Origin of the sequence: Roseovarius pacificus (assembly GCF_900142665.1) — a bacterium.
GTDB lineage: Bacteria > Pseudomonadota > Alphaproteobacteria > Rhodobacterales > Rhodobacteraceae > Roseovarius > Roseovarius pacificus.
This window is the reverse complement of record NZ_FRBR01000001.1, coordinates 649,828-667,019: the sequence shown is the minus strand read 5'-3', so window position 1 is coordinate 667,019 and position 17,192 is coordinate 649,828. Positions and strand designations below refer to the sequence as shown.

The 17,192-nt window shown below is 65.1% G+C and carries 18 protein-coding genes; 14 read left to right on the top strand and 4 right to left on the bottom strand.

From position 1 onward, the window contains the following. Positions 1 to 37: 37 nt before the first annotated feature. From BUB53_RS03210 to BUB53_RS03185, 6 genes are read left to right on the top strand one after another with little or no spacing between them, the layout of a single operon-like run. Positions 38 to 538, top strand: a complete 501-nt coding sequence (locus BUB53_RS03210) for an MAPEG family protein (RefSeq protein WP_073033698.1) — start codon at positions 38 to 40, stop codon at positions 536 to 538. A 10-nt stretch (positions 539 to 548) separates the two neighbouring features. Continuing rightward, positions 549 to 1,160, top strand: coding sequence for a VOC family protein (locus BUB53_RS03205; protein ID WP_073032625.1), 612 nt, complete (start codon positions 549 to 551; stop codon positions 1,158 to 1,160). Next, a complete protein-coding gene (locus tag BUB53_RS03200) occupies positions 1,157 to 1,645 on the top strand; it encodes a GNAT family N-acetyltransferase (protein ID WP_143163114.1) in 489 nt (162 codons plus the stop codon). The genes BUB53_RS03205 and BUB53_RS03200 overlap by 4 nt, the downstream gene beginning before the upstream one ends. Before the next feature lie 43 nt (positions 1,646 to 1,688). Continuing rightward, the gene (locus BUB53_RS03195) at positions 1,689 to 2,387 is read left to right on the top strand and encodes a molecular chaperone DjiA (RefSeq protein WP_073032622.1); all 699 of its coding nucleotides are present in this window, start codon (positions 1,689 to 1,691) and stop codon (positions 2,385 to 2,387) included. Next, a complete protein-coding gene (locus BUB53_RS03190; RefSeq protein WP_073032620.1) occupies positions 2,368 to 3,399 on the top strand; it encodes an endonuclease/exonuclease/phosphatase family protein in 1,032 nt (343 codons plus the stop codon). Before BUB53_RS03195 ends, BUB53_RS03190 begins: the two co-directional genes overlap by 20 nt. 36 nt (positions 3,400 to 3,435) lie before the next feature. Then, positions 3,436 to 3,810, top strand: coding sequence for a hypothetical protein (locus BUB53_RS03185; protein WP_073032618.1), 375 nt, complete (start codon positions 3,436 to 3,438; stop codon positions 3,808 to 3,810). Positions 3,811 to 3,813: 3 nt separating this feature from the next. On the opposite strand, the gene BUB53_RS03180 is transcribed toward BUB53_RS03185, so the two are convergent. Genes BUB53_RS03180 through BUB53_RS03165 form a run of 4 tightly spaced genes read right to left on the bottom strand, consistent with a single transcriptional unit; the run spans position 3,814 to position 9,376 of the window. Then, a complete protein-coding gene (locus BUB53_RS03180) occupies positions 3,814 to 5,361 on the bottom strand; it encodes a Ppx/GppA family phosphatase (protein ID WP_073032616.1) in 1,548 nt (515 codons plus the stop codon). 52 nt (positions 5,362 to 5,413) lie between these two features. Then, the gene (locus BUB53_RS03175) at positions 5,414 to 7,588 is read right to left on the bottom strand and encodes an RNA degradosome polyphosphate kinase (RefSeq protein WP_073032613.1); all 2,175 of its coding nucleotides are present in this window, start codon (positions 7,586 to 7,588) and stop codon (positions 5,414 to 5,416) included. 55 nt (positions 7,589 to 7,643) lie between these two features. Then, a complete protein-coding gene (locus tag BUB53_RS03170) occupies positions 7,644 to 8,312 on the bottom strand; it encodes a P-loop NTPase family protein (RefSeq protein WP_073032611.1) in 669 nt (222 codons plus the stop codon). After that, positions 8,312 to 9,376 (bottom strand): AI-2E family transporter, encoded by a 1,065-nt coding sequence (locus BUB53_RS03165; RefSeq protein WP_073032609.1) that lies wholly within the window; start codon positions 9,374 to 9,376, stop codon positions 8,312 to 8,314. The genes BUB53_RS03170 and BUB53_RS03165 overlap by 1 nt, the downstream gene beginning before the upstream one ends. 150 nt (positions 9,377 to 9,526) lie before the next feature. On the opposite strand from BUB53_RS03165, the gene proS reads away from it, so the two are divergent. The 8 genes from proS to ehuR all read left to right on the top strand — a co-directional run bounded on the left by proS (position 9,527) and on the right by ehuR (position 17,111). Beyond that, positions 9,527 to 10,918 (top strand): proline--tRNA ligase, encoded by a 1,392-nt coding sequence (gene proS / locus BUB53_RS03160; RefSeq protein ID WP_073032607.1) that lies wholly within the window; start codon positions 9,527 to 9,529, stop codon positions 10,916 to 10,918. A 36-nt stretch (positions 10,919 to 10,954) separates the two neighbouring features. Continuing rightward, a complete protein-coding gene (locus BUB53_RS03155) occupies positions 10,955 to 11,458 on the top strand; it encodes a DUF2937 family protein (protein ID WP_073032604.1) in 504 nt (167 codons plus the stop codon). Positions 11,459 to 11,657: 199 nt separating this feature from the next. Beyond that, the gene (locus BUB53_RS03150; protein ID WP_073032602.1) at positions 11,658 to 12,947 is read left to right on the top strand and encodes a lipoprotein-releasing ABC transporter permease subunit; all 1,290 of its coding nucleotides are present in this window, start codon (positions 11,658 to 11,660) and stop codon (positions 12,945 to 12,947) included. Further along, the gene (locus BUB53_RS03145; RefSeq protein ID WP_073032600.1) at positions 12,940 to 13,623 is read left to right on the top strand and encodes an ABC transporter ATP-binding protein; all 684 of its coding nucleotides are present in this window, start codon (positions 12,940 to 12,942) and stop codon (positions 13,621 to 13,623) included. The genes BUB53_RS03150 and BUB53_RS03145 overlap by 8 nt, the downstream gene beginning before the upstream one ends. A gap of 112 nt (positions 13,624 to 13,735) precedes the next feature. Next, a complete protein-coding gene (locus BUB53_RS03140; RefSeq protein ID WP_073033696.1) occupies positions 13,736 to 14,725 on the top strand; it encodes an Ldh family oxidoreductase in 990 nt (329 codons plus the stop codon). A gap of 90 nt (positions 14,726 to 14,815) precedes the next feature. Further along, positions 14,816 to 15,232 carry a c-type cytochrome gene (locus BUB53_RS03135; protein ID WP_159437757.1) on the top strand — a complete coding sequence of 139 codons (417 nt, stop codon included), beginning with the start codon at positions 14,816 to 14,818 and terminating at the stop codon, positions 15,230 to 15,232. Positions 15,233 to 15,262: 30 nt separating this feature from the next. After that, positions 15,263 to 15,679, top strand: a complete 417-nt coding sequence (locus tag BUB53_RS03130; protein ID WP_073032598.1) for a c-type cytochrome — start codon at positions 15,263 to 15,265, stop codon at positions 15,677 to 15,679. Between the two features lie 43 nt (positions 15,680 to 15,722). Beyond that, positions 15,723 to 17,111 carry a MocR-like ectoine utilization transcription factor EhuR gene (gene ehuR, locus BUB53_RS03125; RefSeq protein WP_073032596.1) on the top strand — a complete coding sequence of 463 codons (1,389 nt, stop codon included), beginning with the start codon at positions 15,723 to 15,725 and terminating at the stop codon, positions 17,109 to 17,111. The last annotated feature ends 81 nt before the right edge of the window (positions 17,112 to 17,192 follow it).

Genomic DNA, 17,192 nt, shown 5'->3' with positions numbered 1-17,192 from the left:
CCCCCAGAGTATTTCGGGAAAGATGAAGGGGACGGGCATGAGCCGCCGGACACGTGTGATAGCAGCCTCGGGTGTGGGGTTTTTATGGGCGCTGGCGCTGTTGTGGGGGGCGGCCCAGTTCGTGCGCCTGCCGGTCTTTACCCTGATGCCGACGATCATGACGGCGTTTCTGGCGCCGGGGCTGGTGACGGCGGCGATGGTGATGCGGGTGGCCACACGACGCCTGGGCGACGAAGAGATGCTGGCCGGTGGCGCGTTGCACGGCGCGGCGGCGGTGGATCAGCGGGTGTTGCAGAATACGGTGGAGCAACTGGTTCTGGCACTGTGCATCTGGCCTGCGGCGGCGGTATTGCTGGCCGAGGCCGGGCCGGGCGTGATCGTGACGCTCGGAGCGGGGTTCGTGCTGGCACGAGTGGTGTTCTGGGTGGGGTATCATCGCGCGCCACTGTTGCGGGTTGTGGGGTTTGCGGCCACGTTCTGGCCGACGGTTCTGGTGGCACTCTGGGCGCTCTGGCGTCTGACGGGTGGAATTGGCTAGGAGAACGGGCATGTTGGAACTGGATCATCTGGCGGTGGCTGCGCGCACGCTGGAAGAAGGGCGCGCAGCGGTCGAAGCGGCGCTTGGCGTGCGTTTGCAGGGGGGCGGGCAGCATCCGCATTTCGCCACGCACAACCTGTTGCTGGGGCTGGAGGATGGTCTTTACCTCGAGGTGATCGCGATCGACCCGGATGCGCCGCCGCCGGACTATGCGCGGTGGTTCGATCTGGACCGTTTCGACGGGCCGCCGCGGTTGAATACGTGGATTTGCCGGTCGGACGACTTGACCGGTGAGGTGGTGCGGTTTCCGCAGGCCGGGCGGCCCGTGGCACTGTCGCGGGGCGATCTGAACTGGCGCATGGCGGTGCCCGACGACGGTATCCTGCCCTATGACAACCTGTTTCCGGCGCTTATCCAGTGGGACTGCGAGGCGCATCCGGCGGAGCGATTGACGGCTTCGGGCTGTAGCTTGCAGCGGTTGATGGTCAGCCATCCGCAGGCGGGAGACCTGGCCGATCTGCTGGGGCCGGTGTTGCGGGACGAGCGGGTGCAGTTCGAGCGCGGGCTGCCGGGCCTGCGGGCCGAGATCGCCACGCCCGGTGGTCTGCGGGTGCTGGAATGATCCTGCGCGCGGCGTCGGACGCAGATGCGCAGGCGATTGCGGATATCGTGAACCCGGTGATCCGGGACACGGCGATCACCTTCAACAGCCAGGAAAAGACGGCGCGGGAGGTTCGGTCCGAGATCGCCGAGCGGCGCGCGCAGGGCCATGGGTATCTTCTGGCCGAAGAGGATGGGCGGGTGTTGGGATTTGCCAGTTACAAGCAGTTTCGCGGCGGGCCGGGATATGCCCGCACCGGAGAGCATAGTATCATGCTGCCCGGTGGCGCGCGTGGGCGCGGTGTGGGGCGCGTATTGATGAGCGCACTTGAGGATCACGCGAGGGCGGGCGGAATGCATTCGATGATCGCGGGAGTCAGCGGTGAAAATCCCGGCGGGGTCGGGTTTCATGAACGGCTGGGCTATACGCGGGTGGCCGTTCTGCCGCAGGTGGGATGGAAGTTCGACCGGTGGATGGATCTGATTCTTTTGCAGAAATGTCTTTGAGCCCGCGCTGACAAGCCCGGCGAAACGCTCTAGGGTGCCGCCCATGTCGATCTGGACCCGTATAACCGAAGCCGTCTCGGCCCTTGCCAAGGGCGAGGGGTTGAGCGCTGTTTTCGACAGGCTGCGCAGCCCGCCCGAGCGCAGCGTCGCCTTTACCATTGCCGTGATCGCGCTTGGGGCCAAGATGGCCAAGGCCGACGGTCTGGTGACCCGTGACGAGGTGACGGCCTTTCGCGAGGTGTTCCAGATTGCGCGCGAAGACGAGGCGGGCGCGGCGCGGGTGTTCAACCTGGCGCGGCAGGACGTGGCCGGGTTCGAGGACTATGCCACGCGCATCCGGCGCATGTTCGACGGACAGGATGGCACCTTGTGCGACCTGATGGAGGGGCTGTTTCATATCGCCATGGCCGATGGCCAGTACCACCCGAACGAGGACGATTTCCTGCGCCGGGTGGCCGAGATTTTCGGCCTGCAAGAGAGCGATTTCCGCCGGTTGCGCAGCCGCTTCGTGACGGATGCCGAGCCGGACCCTTATGACGTTCTGGGCGTCAGCCCGGATATGGAGATCCGCGACATCAGGAAGGTCTGGCAGAAGCATGTGCGCGAGAGCCACCCCGACCGGATGATCGCGCGGGGCGTCCCCGAGGAGGCGATCAAGCTGGCCGAAAAGCGCATGGTCGATATCAACCGGGCCTGGGAAGAGATCAGCCAGAAGGAGAGCCATGCGGATCGCCACCTATAATGTCGAGTGGTTCAATGCCCTGTTCGACGATGCCGGTCAGTTGCTGGCCGATGGGGAATGGTCCGGCCGTCATAATGTGACGCGGGCCGATCAGCTGGCGGCGCTCGGGATCGTGTTCACCGCGCTCGATGCCGATGCGGTGATGGTGATCGAGGCGCCCGATCACAATGGCAAGCGGACGACCGTCGCCGCGCTCGAGACCTTTGCCGCGTTTGCGCAGATCCGGGCGCGCAAGGCGGTGGTGGGGTTCACCAATGACACCCAGCAGGAAATCGCGCTGCTTTACGATCCCGATGTGCTGAGTTGCCGTCACGATCCCAGGGGCGTGTTGACGCCGGAGAAAGGGAGTGATGAGGCACCGCGCTTTGACGGGGTGTTCCGGATCGACCTGGATATCGACGATACCGAGGATCGGGTGGAGTTTTCCAAGCCGCCGCTGGAGCTGGCTTGCGAAACCGCTGGCGGTTTCGCGTTTCGCATGATCGGCGCGCATCTGAAATCCAAGGCGCCGCACGGGGCGCGCACCCGCGATCAGATCATGCGCATGGCCATCGCCAACCGGCGCAAGCAGCAGGCGCAGGCGGTCTGGTTGCGCCGCCGGATCGAGGGACATCTGCGCGACGGAGAACCGATGATCGTGCTGGGCGATCTGAATGACGGCCCCGGTCTGGACGAATACGAGCACCTGTTCGGGCGCTCTTCGGTCGAGATCATCATGGGCGAGGGGGATGGCGGCGCGTTTTGTCTGAGCGACCCGCATGCGCATCTTGCGCTGACCCGGCGGATCGGCGCGGTGAACACGACCGCGCGGTTCTACCTGACCAGCGAGAAACGGTACCTTCAGGCGCTGCTGGATTACATCATGGTGTCGTCCGATCTGGCGGCCAGACGGCCCGATTGGCGCATCTGGCATCCGTTCGACGATCCTGGCTGCTGGAAGGTGCCGGAACTGCGTGAGGCGCTGATCGCCGCGTCGGATCATTTCCCGGTGACGATGGATATCGTGTTGTGACTTAAATTCGTCACCGGCTGCGCTTATATTGGCGGCATGACACGTATTGCCCTGATATCGGCGACTGCCCTGTGCCTTGCCCTGCCGCTTCATGCGCAGGAAACCGACGAGGACGAGACCGGCCCCTCGTTGATGGAGCGCGGGGCGCGGATGTTTCTGGACGGGATCATGCGCGAGATGGAACCCGCGGTGAACGACCTGAAGGGCTTGGCCGAAACCATGGGGCCGGAACTGCGCCGCTTTGTCGAGGAGATGGGCCCGGCCTTTGGCGAGTTGATGGGCCAGATCGACGATCTGAACGCCTATCACCCGCCCGAGATGCTGCCCAACGGCGATATCATCCTGCGCCGCAAGACCCCGAAAGAGCCCGAAGCCGCGCCGCCGCTCGAAGATGGCGAGATCGAGATCTGAGGGCTATTTTCGCGCTGTCCTGATGGCGGGCTCGGCCCCGAGCGAGGCGGCGAGGGACTGAAACCGCGCTTGGGCCACTTCGCCGAACAGCGGCGCGGCTTCGGGGGACAGGCTGAGTTCGAGCTGTTTTTTCTTGGGATACCAGCGCATCTGCCCCAGTTTCGCGTCCTTGCGCAGCCATAGCATGGCGGCAAAGCGCATCGCCTTGCCCAGAACTTCGGCCTGTTGGGCGTCGCGCTCGCTGATCAGGTCGTAGAGATCCGCGAACCGGGTGCCTTCGCGCTTGTTGGAATAGCGGTGCAGCAGGGCAAGGCCCAGATAGACCCGTTCGGAATGTTTCAGTCCGCCAAGGTTGGCGCGGGTCGCGTTGTCGAAGCAATCCTCGGCGCGGTAATCGGGGTGCGAGCGCCAGCTGACATCGTGCAGCAGGCAGGCTGCCTTGATGATGCGGCGGCGGTCGGGTTTGGCGGATTTGAAAAGCGGTTCGATGAAATCGTACACTACGCGGCCAAATCCGGGGATGCGGGCATCCTTGGCCTCGGCAAAGCGGCAGGATTCGATCAGGGGATCGCGATCGCGCAGTTGCTGGGGCATCTGTTCGTAAAGCAGCCCCTCGCGGATGCCATAGCTGGAGACGGCGATGTCGTGGGGTTTGAAGGTGCGCACCACCTCGCGCAGGACCTCGATGGCGTAGGGCACAAGGGCGGCGCGGGCCGAAGACACATCCGCGCGGTTGCGCAGCTCTTCGAGATCGTTCTTTTCGATATACTTGGCGGTTTCACGCACGGCCTTGGGCGTCATGCGGTATTCGTGCAGCACATGCAGGGGATAGCCCCGGCGTTCCATGTCGATCTTGGCGATGGCCCGCCATGAGCCGCCCACAAGGAACAGGCGGTTTTTCTGTTCGCCCAGTTCCTGACGCATCCGTGCGATGGTGTCGTGGATTTGCGCCTTGCGGGCCTTCTTGCCACCCTTGAGGTCACGCAGTTTCAGCGGCCCGAGCGAAGACGACATGCGCTTGCCCACCGTGCCGCCGTTGATCTCGGCCAGTTCCATGGAAGAGCCGCCGATATCGCAGACGAGACCATAAGAGCCGGGCCAGCCCAGCAATACGCCCTGCGCCGACAGGCGTGCCTCTTCGCGACCGTCTATCACCCAGAGGCGGATGCCGGTTTCGCGTTCGACCTCGTCGCGGAATTCGGGGCCGTCTTCGGCGTCGCGCACCGCCGCCGTGGCGACGGCCACCAGCGGGCCGGTGCCCATCCCGTCACCCAACAGCCTGAACCGCTTGAGCGCTTCGAGTGCGCGAACGCGCCCTTCGGGGTTGAGGCGCCCGGTTTCGGACATGCCCGCGCCAAGCGCGCACATGATTTTCTCGTTGTAGAAATAGGCCGGGCTGCGCGCCGCGCCGTCGAACACCACCAGCCGGACCGAGTTGGAGCCGACATCGACCACGCCCACGCGGCTGAGCGCGCGGGCCGAGGGTTTGTCGAACAGAGGGCGGCCAAAAGGCCCGCCATCTTCCTGCGCCGGATCGTTGGTGCCGTCCATTTGCCCCTCGGGTCGCTTCGGGTGTTCTGTATGCGATAGCAGGGCGGGGCCGTCAATCTTCGGTGTGGGTCAGTTTGGGGACGTCCGACGCCCCGGCCGATCCGCGCCCGGACAGCGACGGGTTCTCCATGAAGAAGCGGTGACAGTTGAAGGCGAACGCGCCTTCGGGCGGGTCGGCGCGGGTAAAACTGCCGTCGGGGGCCATCACCCAGCTTTGCGCGATGTCGGCCATGTTGGCGGCCATCACCTGACTGACGATCTGTGCCTTGACGGTCGGGTTCTGGATTTCGACCAGCGTTTCGACGCGGCGATTCAGGTTGCGGCCCATCCAGTCGGCGGAACTGATATAGACCCGCGCCTTTTTCGAGGGCAGGTCGGCCCCGTTGCCGAAACAGACGATGCGCGAATGCTCAAGGAAACGCCCGACGATGGATTTGACGCGAATGTTGTCGCTGAGCCCCTTGACGCCAGGGCGCAGGCCGCAGATGCCGCGCACCACGAGGCTGATTTTCACGCCCGCCTGGCTGGCGGCATAGAGCGCGTCGATCACATCGGGTTCGATCAGCGCGTTCATCTTGGCCCAGATCGCGGCGGGCTTGCCGTTGCGGGCGTTCTCGGCCTCGTTCGCGATCATCTCGAGCAGGCGCGGTTTGAGCGTGATCGGCGAGATCGCAAGGTTCTCCAGCCTTTCGGGCTGCGCGTAGCCCGACAGGTAGTTGAACACCTTGGTTGCGTCCCGCCCGAGCGCGGCATCGCAGGTGAACAGGCTGAGATCGGTATAGATGCGCGCGGTGATCGGGTGATAGTTGCCGGTGCCGTAATGGGTATAGGTCACCAGCTGATCGCCTTCGCGGCGGACCACGGTGGAAATCTTGGCGTGGGTTTTCAGATCGAGAAAGCCATAGACCACATGCGCGCCCGAACGCTCCAGCCGTCGGGACTGGCGGATATTGGCGGCCTCGTCAAAGCGGGCTTTCAGTTCGACCAGCGCGGTGACCGATTTGCCGTCTTCGGCGGCTTCGCACAGGGCGCTGACGATGGGGCTGTCCTTGGACGTGCGGTAAAGCGTCTGCTTGATCGCCACCACGTCGGGGTCGCGCGCGGCCTGCGCCAGAAACCGCACCACCATGTCAAAGGTTTCGTAAGGGTGGTGCAGCAGCATGTCCTTTTGCCGGATCGCCGCGAACATGTCGCCGTCGTGATCCTGCACCCGTTCGGGGACACGTGGCGTGAAGGACGGCCACAGCAGGTCGGGACGGTCCTCGAGCACCAGCTCCTTGAGGTCCGCCAGCCCGATCATGCCTTCGACCTCGACCACCTCGTCGGGGTTGACGTGCAGTTCGTCCATGATGACGCGGCGCAGGGCCTCGGGGGCGCCCGAGGAAATCTTCATGCGCACCACTTCGCCGCGGCGGCGGCGTTTCAGGGCGACCTCGAATTCGCGCACCAGATCCTCGGCCTCTTCCTCGACTTCCAGATCGCTGTCGCGCAGCACCCGGAAGGAACAGTGCCCCTTGTGCTTGTAGCCGGGGAACAGGCTGTCGAGATGCACCAGCAGCAATTCCTCCAACGGGATCACCCGGTGGGTGCCATGGGGGGCGGGCAGGCTGACGAAACGGTCGATCTGCTGCGGGATGGGCAGCAGCGCTTGCAGGGGGCGCTTGTCGGATTTGCGCTCGAGCTGAAGGGCGAGCGAGTAGCCGAGGTTGGGAATGAAGGGGAAGGGGTGCGCCGGGTCGATCGCCAGGGGCGACAGGACCGGAAACACGTTGTTCAGGAAGACATCGGCCAGATAGGCGCGGTCATCCGCCGTCAGGCTGGTATTGTCGAGGATCGAGATGTTCTCGTCCTCCATCTCGCGGCGCAGGGTTTCGTAGGTGTCCTGTTGCGCCTCGAGCAGTTTGCGCGCGTCCTCGTTGATCAGCACAAGCTGTTCGGCGGGGGTCAGCCCGTCGGCGGCGGGGGTGGTGTTGCCGGCATGGGCCAGCTCGCGCAGACCGGCCACGCGCACGTTGTAGAATTCGTCCAGGTTGGTGGCCGAGATCGACAGGAAACGCAGCCGTTCCAGCAGGGGAACCCGCGTATTCTGCGCTTCTTCCAATACGCGCCAGTTGAACCCCAGCCAGCTGAGTTCGCGGTTATAGAAACGTCCCGGCCCCTCTTGATCGAGATCGGGCATTTCGGTCGCTTCGGGCATCGGGGATTTGAGGAAATCTGCTTGTGTCATGCGGGCCTTATGGCGGTGTCATGTAACGGGAAGATGACCGAGTCTGCCGCCGGTTTCAGGCATTGTCCAGCAGCTTTGCCGCAAGCGCGCGATTGATCGGCCGGCCCGTGGACAGGGACAGCGAATCCAGCCGGGCCACGACGTCGCGCGCAGCGGCGAAAGAGCGGTCGATGCGGCGCACCAGATAGGGCACCGTGTTGGGCGTGGGCGACAATTGCCGGTCGGCCAGAAGTTTCATCAGGACGACCCCAAGCAGCGTATCGTCGGGTTCATGCAGCGGGCTGGCGGGGGTGCCCTGCATCCGGCTGGCCAGATCGGGCAGGGTGAGGTTCCACAGGTTGGCGGGCTTTTCGGCGGTGAACAGGATCGAACGCCCCTCGGCCATTGCAAGATTGTGGAGGTGAAACAGGGCCTCTTCGGCGGGGCGGTTCCCGGCGATGGCGTCGCAATCCTCGATGGCGACAGGACCGCTGGCCAGATCGGGAATGTCGGCCTCGGGCAGATCTGCCGCAGAGACGATGCGCGCGCCCGACAGCGCGGCCCAGACATGGACCAGATGCGTCTTTCCGGACCCCGGCGGGCCGGTCAGGACCAGCTTGTGCGAGGGCCAGCCCTGCCAGCCTTCGATCATCGCCACGGCCTCGGCATTGGCGGGAGAGACAAAGAAATCCTCGCGGCCCCGTGCCTCGCGCACGGGCAGGTCAAAGCTGAGTTGTTCGGCCATCAGTCGTCCGTTTGCGACAGGCCGCGATAGAGGCGGCTGTTGGTGTATTGGCTGATCGCAAAGCGCGCCAGAACCCCGATGGCGGCGGCCACCGGCACGGCCACAAGCATCCCCACGAAGCCGAAGAGCGCGCCGAAGACCGACAGCGCGAAGATCAGCCAGACAGGGTGCAAGCCGACCGAATTGCCGACCAGCTTGGGGGTCAGGACGTTGCCTTCGATCACCTGCCCCAGTGCGAAGATGCCCGCGACAAGGCCGATCGACAGCCAGTCGCCCCAGAACTGGAACAGCGCCAGCCCGATGGCCAGGGCGCCGCCCACCACCGCGCCCACGTAAGGAATGAAGGTGATCAGCCCGGCCACGGCCCCGACCACAAGGCCGAATTGCAGCCCCACCAGCATCAGCGCGACGGCATAATAGGTGCCGAGGATCAGGCATACCGTGCCCATGCCGCGAATGAAGCTGGCCAGCGTGTTGTCGATTTGCCCCGCCAGCTTGCGGATCACCGGCGCGTGGTCGCGCGGCAGCAGGTCGTCGATGGAGGCGATCATGCGATCCCAGTCATAAAGCAGGTAAAACGCCACGACCGGCACGATCACGAACAGCAGGACCACGTTGATCAGCGATGCCGCCGAACTGAGCACGGATTGCAGAACTTCGCCCCCGCGGTCCCGAATCGTTTCTCCGAGGGCGATCAGCGATTTGCGCAGGGTCGATTCCTGATCGACGATCGAGGGGAAGCGTTGGGTCAGGGCCTCCTGAAACCTGTTGACCAGCTTGGGCGCGGTTTCGAACAGGCTGACCGTCTGTTCGATCAGGGTCGGCACCACGAGCAGCGCCATGATTGCGAAAATCATCAGCGCGATCAGCGTGATCACGGTTACTGCGACGGCGCGGGTGGCGCCCATGCGCTCCAGCCGGTCGGCGACAGGATCAAGGAAATAAGCAATTGCGCCGCCCAGAACGAAGGGCAGGATCACGTCGCCCAGAAACCACAGCACGATCAGGATCACCGCCGATGCGATGCCCCAGTATTTCATCTGTGTCTTGACCGGCAGAGCCATGCGCGCCTCGGTGGTTGTTGGCTCTTAGACATCGCCCAAGCGGGCCGGGCTTGCAAGAGCGGGCGGCGCGAAAACGGCTTGCGATGGCTTGTCTGCCAGGGCGCAAAGCCATAAACGGGGCAAAACGCAAATTTGCCGCGAGGGTCCAACATGCGCCTGTCCCGTTACTTCCTGCCCGTGCTCAAGGAAACGCCTGCCGAGGCGCAGATCGCCAGCCACCGCCTGATGTTGCGGGCCGGCATGATCAAGCAGGCCAGCGCCGGCATCTATTCCTGGCTTCCGCTTGGTTTCAAGGTGCTGCGCAAGCTGGAAAACATCGTTCACGAGGAGCAGATGCGCGCGGGCCATATCCCGATGCTCATGCCGACCCTGCAATCGGCGGATCTGTGGCGTGAATCGGGGCGCTATGACGATTATGGCGAGGAAATGTTGCGGATCACCGACCGGCATGACCGCGACATGCTGTACGGCCCGACGAACGAGGAGCTGATCACCGATATTTTCCGCTCGCACGTGGGCAGTTACAAGGATCTGCCGCTGACGCTCTATCATATCCAGTGGAAATTCCGGGACGAAATCCGCCCCCGGTTCGGTGTGATGCGCGGGCGCGAATTTTTCATGAAGGACGGCTATAACTTCGATCTGACCAAGGAAGACGCGCTGCACGCCTATAACCGTCATCTGGTCAGCTACCTGCGGACCTACGAGCGGATGGGCCTGCAAGCGATCCCGATGCGCGCCGACGGGGGGCCGATCGGGGGCGATTATACCCATGAATTCCTTGTGTTGGCCGAAACCGGCGAGTCCGAGGTGTTCTATGACAGCGAGATCACCGATCTGCGTTTTGGCGACCGTGAGATCGACTATGACGATGTCGCGCAGTGTCAGGCGGTGCTGGAGGAATTCACCTCACGGTATGCGCGGACGGACGAAACCCATGACGAGGCCGTGTTCCAGCAGGTTCCCGAAGGGCGCCGCCGGGTGGCGCGGGGAATCGAGGTGGGGCAGATTTTCTATTTCGGAACAAAGTATTCCGAGCCGATGGGCGCGACGGTGCAGGGGCCGGACGGCAAGCCCGTGCCGGTGCATATGGGCAGCCACGGGATCGGGGTGAGCCGCCTTGTGGGGGCGATCATCGAGGCCAGCCATGACGACAAGGGCATCATCTGGCCCGAGGGCGTGACTCCCTTCCATGTCGGAATTGTCAATCTGAAACAAGGGGATAGCGAGGCCGACGCGGCCTGTGAGGCGATCTATAAATCCATCGAAGCCCTTGGGCTGGAGCCGCTTTACGACGATACCGATGACCGGGCGGGGGCGAAGTTCGCGACGCAGGATCTGATCGGGTTGCCGTGGCGGATCACGGTGGGGCCGCGGGGGCTGAAGAACGGGGTGGTCGAACTGACCTGCCGCCGGACGGGCGGGAGCGAAGAATTGCCGCCGGAGCAAGCCGTTGAAAAGGTTGCGAAAATATACGCTCCGCACCATTCCGTCGCCCGTGCCGAGCCGATGGCGAAACGGTCGTTCCACACCTGGCTGTAAGATTGCTATACTGCCTCTAAAAAAGAGGCAGGACATATGATTATCAGGACAATCGCCATGGCGGGCGGCTTGGCCGGTGCGGTCGGGCTGTCGCAATTTCCCGAGTATTCTCAACAGTATACGCAGCGTCTTTCAGGTGCGGTGGAGGAACTTTCGGCGGTGGTGGCGCAGTTCGACGCGGATGCGGCGGGGCTTGGCCTTGACCGTGAGGCCGCGCTGGAAGATTTGCGTCAGGGCGGCAGAATGGGCGAAGCGCGCGCAATTTCAATGGGTTACGTGCTGAACCGTCACCAGATGCTGAGTGAGGATCTGGCCGCGATCCGAAGGTCAACAACGATTGGTAAGATATTGAATGCAGGTCGTTTTACCGATCTCGAACTGGCGCAGAAGGCTTGGGGGGATTTCAAGCCCGCCGTGCCGGTCACCGGCGCCGGGCTGGGCCTTGCCGGTATCGGGTTCCTTGCGGGATACGGCCTGTTTGCAGGGCTGTTTGGCGGGTTGGCGCTGCTGGGGCGCAGGCGCTCCGAGGCCAGGGCGTAGTTTTGTACGTTTTGTACGAAGTGTACGCGGGTTTTGTACGAAAATCGCGCCCGGCAGGGAACTGTGCGCCCATTAGGGACGCAAATCGGGGATGGACCACCCGAGAGGCGGCAATTGCCGCCCCCGGCTTGACCTTGCCGGGCGCAAGCCCCACTGTCCGCGCGAACCCGATCCCGAGAGATTGAGCAGAGGCTGACACATGGCAGGCACCACCGCGCCCTTCGCGCCTTTTGAATGGATGATCGCCTGGCGCTATCTGCGGGCCAAGCGGGCCGAGGGCGGTGTCAGCGTCATGACGTGGATCAGCCTGATCGGAATCACGCTGGCGGTGTTCGCGCTGGTGGCGACGCTGGCGGTGCGCTCGGGGTTCCGGGCCGAGTTCGTGGATACGATCCTCGGGGCGAATGCGCATGTCACGGTCTACAGCATGGGTGAGGTCGATACGCAGACCGGGCGGCTGGACCGGACCATCGCGGATTACGAGGCCATGGCCGAGCGGGTGCGCGCCGTCGAGGGCGTGACGCGGGTGGCGCCGCTGATCAAGGGGCAGGTGATGGCCAATGCCCGGCAGGAAAACGCGGGGGTGCAGGTGTTCGGCATCCGGGCCGACGACCTGAAGGGCATTCCGCGCATTGCCGACCCGGAAACGTCGCAGGGCGATATCGACGCTTTCGAGAGCGGGATCGCCATTGGCTCGGGCGTGGCGCGGGACTTGGGCGTGAACGTGGGCGACCGGATCAAGCTGATTTCGCCCAACGGGGTCAAGACGGCCTTTGGCACCAGCCCGCGGGTGAATGCCTATGACGTGGTCTATGTGTTCAGCGCCGGACGCTACGATATCGACCGGGTGCGCGTTTACCTGCCCTTCGAGGAGGCGCAGGGGTTCTTCAACCGCGAGGGGCGTGCGGATGAGCTGGAGGTGATGGTGACCGACCCGGACGGCGTGGACGCCATGACGCTGCCGCTGATACAGGCGGCGGGCGAGCGGGCGCAGGTCTGGACGTGGAAGGACGCCAGCGGCGGGTTCCTGCGCGCGCTGGAGGTCGAGGACAACGTGATGTTCGTGATCCTGTCGATCCTCGTTCTGATCGCGGCGATGAACATCACCAGCGGGCTGATCATGCTGGTCAAGAACAAGGGGCGCGATATCGGTATCCTGCGCACCATGGGCCTGACCGAAGGATCGGTGCTGCGGGTGTTTTTCATCTGCGGGGCGTTCACCGGGATCATCGGCACGGTGTGCGGGGTGATCCTTGGCTGCCTGTTCGCGATCTATATCGACCCGATCTTCAGCTTCATCAACATGATGATGGGCGGGCAGGTCTGGGACCCGTCCATTCGCGGCATCTATCATCTGCCCGCGCAGTTGCAGTTTGCTGACGTGATGTCGGCGGTGGCGCTGTCGCTGGGGCTGAGTTTCGTGGTGACGATCTTTCCGGCGCGGCGCGCGGCGCGGATGAACCCGGTGGAGGCCCTGCGCTATGAGTGAGGCGATGCTGGCGCTGGAGGGCGTGTCGAAGACCTATAACAAGGGCCGCGAAAACGAGGTGCGCGTTCTGGACGAGGCCGCGTTGCAGGTGCGCGCGGGCGAGATGGTGGCGCTGGTCGCGCCGTCGGGCGCGGGCAAGTCGACGCTGTTGCATATCGCCGGGCTGCTGGACACGCCCGACAGCGGGACGGTGCGGATCGGCGGGACCGATTACACCGGGTTGAGCGACCGCCGCCGCACGGTGGCGCGCCGTCAGGAGGTGGGATTCGTGTACCAGTTCCATCACCTGTTGCCCGAGTTCACGGCGCTGGAAAACATCGTGCTGCCGCAACTGGCCAACGGCATAGCCAGGGCTGAGGCGCAGACCCGCGCCGCCGACCTGCTGGCGCGGGTCGGGATCGGGGCGCGGGCCGATCACCGGCCCTCGGCCATGTCGGGGGGCGAGCAGCAGCGGGTCGCGTTTTGCCGGGCGCTGGCCAACGCGCCGCGCCTGTTGCTGGCGGACGAGCCGACCGGCAATCTCGATCCGGCGACCTCGGATCAGGTGTTCGGGGCGCTGATGACACTGGTGCGCGAAACCGGGTTGTCGGCGCTGATCGCCACGCATAACCTCGATCTGGCGGCGCGGATGGATCGCGTGGTGCGGCTGGATCAGGGGCAGGTGGTGGCGGGCTGAGCGGGCCGGGGCCCGGTTCTGTGAAACTGAAAGGCCGTTCAGAAGGTTTGAATTGACCTGACGCATGGCCCTGATCAATGTGCCGCGACATTTGAAACGGATGGGGGCACGGATGGTTGACGTTGCGCTGGACGAGATCGAACGGGTAACGAAGGCGGCCTTGGTGCGCCATGGCGCGGCGGGCTGGGTGGCCGATTGCGTGGCCGATGCGGTGCGCAAGGCGGAAAGCGTCGGCAACCGGATTTGCGGGCTCTATTACCTCGAAAGCTATTGCAGCCAGTTGGAGAGCGGCCGGGTCCGGGGCGATGCCGAGCCGGTGGTCACGCGCCCGCGTCCCGGTGTGGTCGAGGTGGATGCGAAATTCGGCTTTGCGCAGCCTGCCTTTGCCCGTGGGTTGCCGCAGGCGCTGGAGGCTGCGCGGGAATGCGGTGTGGCGAGCCTTGCGGTGGGGCATGCGCATACCTGCACCAGCCTTGGCTATTTCACCGAACAGATCGCGCGTGCGGGGCTGATCGGGCTGGGGCTGACCAATGCCTCGCCCATCGTCGCGCCGCCGGGGGGCAAGACCCGGGTGATCGGCACCAATCCGATCGCGTTCTCGGTGCCCGACGGGCAGGGCGGGATCGCGATGCAGTTCGATCAGTCCACCACCACCGTGGCGCTGGGCAAGATCACCATGGCGAAGGCCGCCGGAGAGCCCATTCCCGAGGGCTGGGCGGTGGATGCCGAAGGCCGCCCCACGACCGACCCCGAGGCGGCGCTGGCCGGGTCGCTGGTGTCGGTGGGGGGCTACAAGGGCTGGGGGTTCGGCCTGATGGCGGAACTGCTGGCGGCGGGCATGACCGGCGGCGTGGTCAGCCGGGACGTGACACCGCTGAAAGCGCCAGACGGTCCGCCGCACGATCTGGGCCAGTATTACCTGTTGATGGACCCGGAGGCGTCGGGGGCGTTTTTCGAGCGGCTGGCGCAGGTCGGGGCGGGTGTGGCGCTGGACGGTGACAGCGGTGCGCGGATGCCGGGGCAGGGCAAGCGCCTCGCCGATCCCGTGGCGCTGGACGAGAGCGTCTGGGCGCAGGTGCGGGGGCTGGCCGGGCTGGACTGACGTGGCCGGGCGCAGGCCGTGTCTGATCGAGATCAATGCGCCGCGCGGGGCGATGGGGCTTGATGAGTGATGGAAACAGGCGGCGGGACCATGACGATGAAACCCATTCTGGCGGCTTTGGCCGCGTTGTCCGTGGCGGGGTGCGTGCCGGCGCCCGAGACCGGGGCCGAAGCGCAGGCAGAGAACGGCGCACAGTTATATGTGGCCTATTGCATCTCGTGCCATGGCGCGGGGGCGCGGGGCGACGGGCCTCTGGCCGGGGATCTGTCCGTGCCGCCGGCGGATCTGACGCGGCTGGCGGCGCGCAATGGCGGGGTGTTTCCCTATGCGGCGGCGATGGCGCGCATTCACGGCTATCCGGGGCAGTTTCACGAAATGCCGCAATTCGGCCCGCTGCTGGACGGGCCGCGTGTAACGTGGCACGATCCGGCCACGGGCGAGAGGGTGGAAACGCCGCGGGCGCTGCTGGCCCTGGCGCTGTATCTGGCCAGCATTCAACGGGGCTGATCGCGCGGCCCCATCAGGAGGAGCAAGACCATGACCCGAGTGTTTGACCTGAGTGTTCTGTCCCTAGCCGTGGCCCTGAGCGCTTCGGCGGCGGCGGCGGCGGAGGGGGACGCGGCGACCGGCGAGGCGCTGTATGACCGGTATTGCGCGGCCTGCCACGGCGCCGGGGCCACGGGGCAGGGGCCGATGCATGCCGTTCTGACGGTGCAGCCCAGCGACCTGACCGCCCTGAGCGCGGGCAATGACGGCGTGTTCCCGATGGAACGGGTGGTCAAGCGGATCGATGGGCGCGATCCGCTGGTGGCGCATGGCAGCCAGATGCCGGTCTATGGCGATTTCTTCGACGGCGACGGGGCATCGTTGCGCACCGAGAGCGGCCAGCCGGTGATCACCTCGACCCCGGTGGTCGATCTGGTGGCCTATTTGCTAAGTTTGCAGGTGCAGTAGCAACTGCTGGACAAGCCGGGGCGGCTGCGCGACGCTGAGCGCCATGTCGCACTGGCCCCTTACCCCCGAAGATATCTCCAGACCGGCCTATCGCAGTCTGGCGCAGGGCATTGCCGCAGCCATTCAGGCGGGGACGTTGCAGCCGGGAGACCGCCTGCCGCCGCATCGCGACATGGCATGGCGGTTGAAGATTTCGGTTCAGACGGTCAGCCGCGCCTATGAAGAGCTGATTCGGGCGGATCTGGTCACCGGCGAGGTGGGGCGCGGAACCTATGTGAACAGGGGGCCGCGCGAAACGCTGAAAATGCCGTGGCATCACGGGGCCACCGAGCGCCCGCCGATGGACCTGTCGCTGATGACTCCGGTCTGCCTGCCGCAGATCGCCGAAGCCTGGGCCGACTCGTTGCATCGCGTGGCGGGGCGGTTGCCGGAGGGGGCCTTTCACGATTCACGCCCCGGACGGGCCTCGTCGCATTACGGAGAGATGGCGCAGGCCTGGCTGAAACGCTGTGGCCTGACGGTTCCGCGCGAGCGGATTCTGGTGACCAACGGGGTCACCCCGGCGATGTTCGTCGCCCTGGCGGCAGTGGCGAGTCCGGGGGACGTGATCGCGACGGAAAGCGCGACCTGCCATTCGATGAGGCCGGTCGCGCAGCATCTGCATCTGCGGTTGCAGGGCATCGCCGGGGATGAGCGCGGGATGCTGCCGGAGGCTCTGATCGAGGCGGCGCAGGCGGCGTCGGGGCAGATGAAGGCGGTGTTCCTGTTGCCGTCGGGGGCCGGTCCCTTCGCCCGCGTCATCGACCGGGAGCGGCGGGCGGCGCTGGCGCGGGCGGCGGAAATTGCCGGGCTGGTCATTCTGGAAAGCGATCCGCTGGGGCCGCTGGTTTCGCGGCGGCCCCCGCCGATCGCGAGTTTCGCCCCCGACCGGACGCTGTATTGCACCGGCCTGACCAAGTGCCTTGCGCCGGGGCTGCGGCTGGGGTTTCTGGTGACGCCCGATTATCTGACGGATTGCGCCGCCAGCAGGCATCTGTCGGTGTCGTGGATGGCGACGCCGCTGATTGCGGAGATCGCGTCGGACTGGATGAAGACCGGCAGCGCCGATCGGTTGCTGGAGGCGCAGCGCGCGGAACTGGTGCTGCGCAACCGGCTGGCGCAGAATCTTCTGGGGGTGCGCTGTCTCGGCGGGGATCAGGGGCTGCATCGCTGGCTGGCGCTGGCGGACACGCAGGACGAGCGGGCGTTCAGGCAAACGGCGCTGGAGCACGGGGTGGCGGTTTCGGCGGGCGCCGGTTTCGCGGTGTCCGAAACAGGCCCGGCCGTCCGGCTGTGTCTGGGCGGTGTCGGGTTGCGCGATCTGAAGCTGGCGCTGAACACGCTGGCCTCCCTGGCAAGCGGCCCTGCGCAGCCAGCCGTGGAAAGGCTCTGAAAACCACGGCGAAAATTGTCATGATTTAATATATCAATTGACTTGAAAAAGTTGTCCTTGGAGTTTGACGGTAGCCAGTGT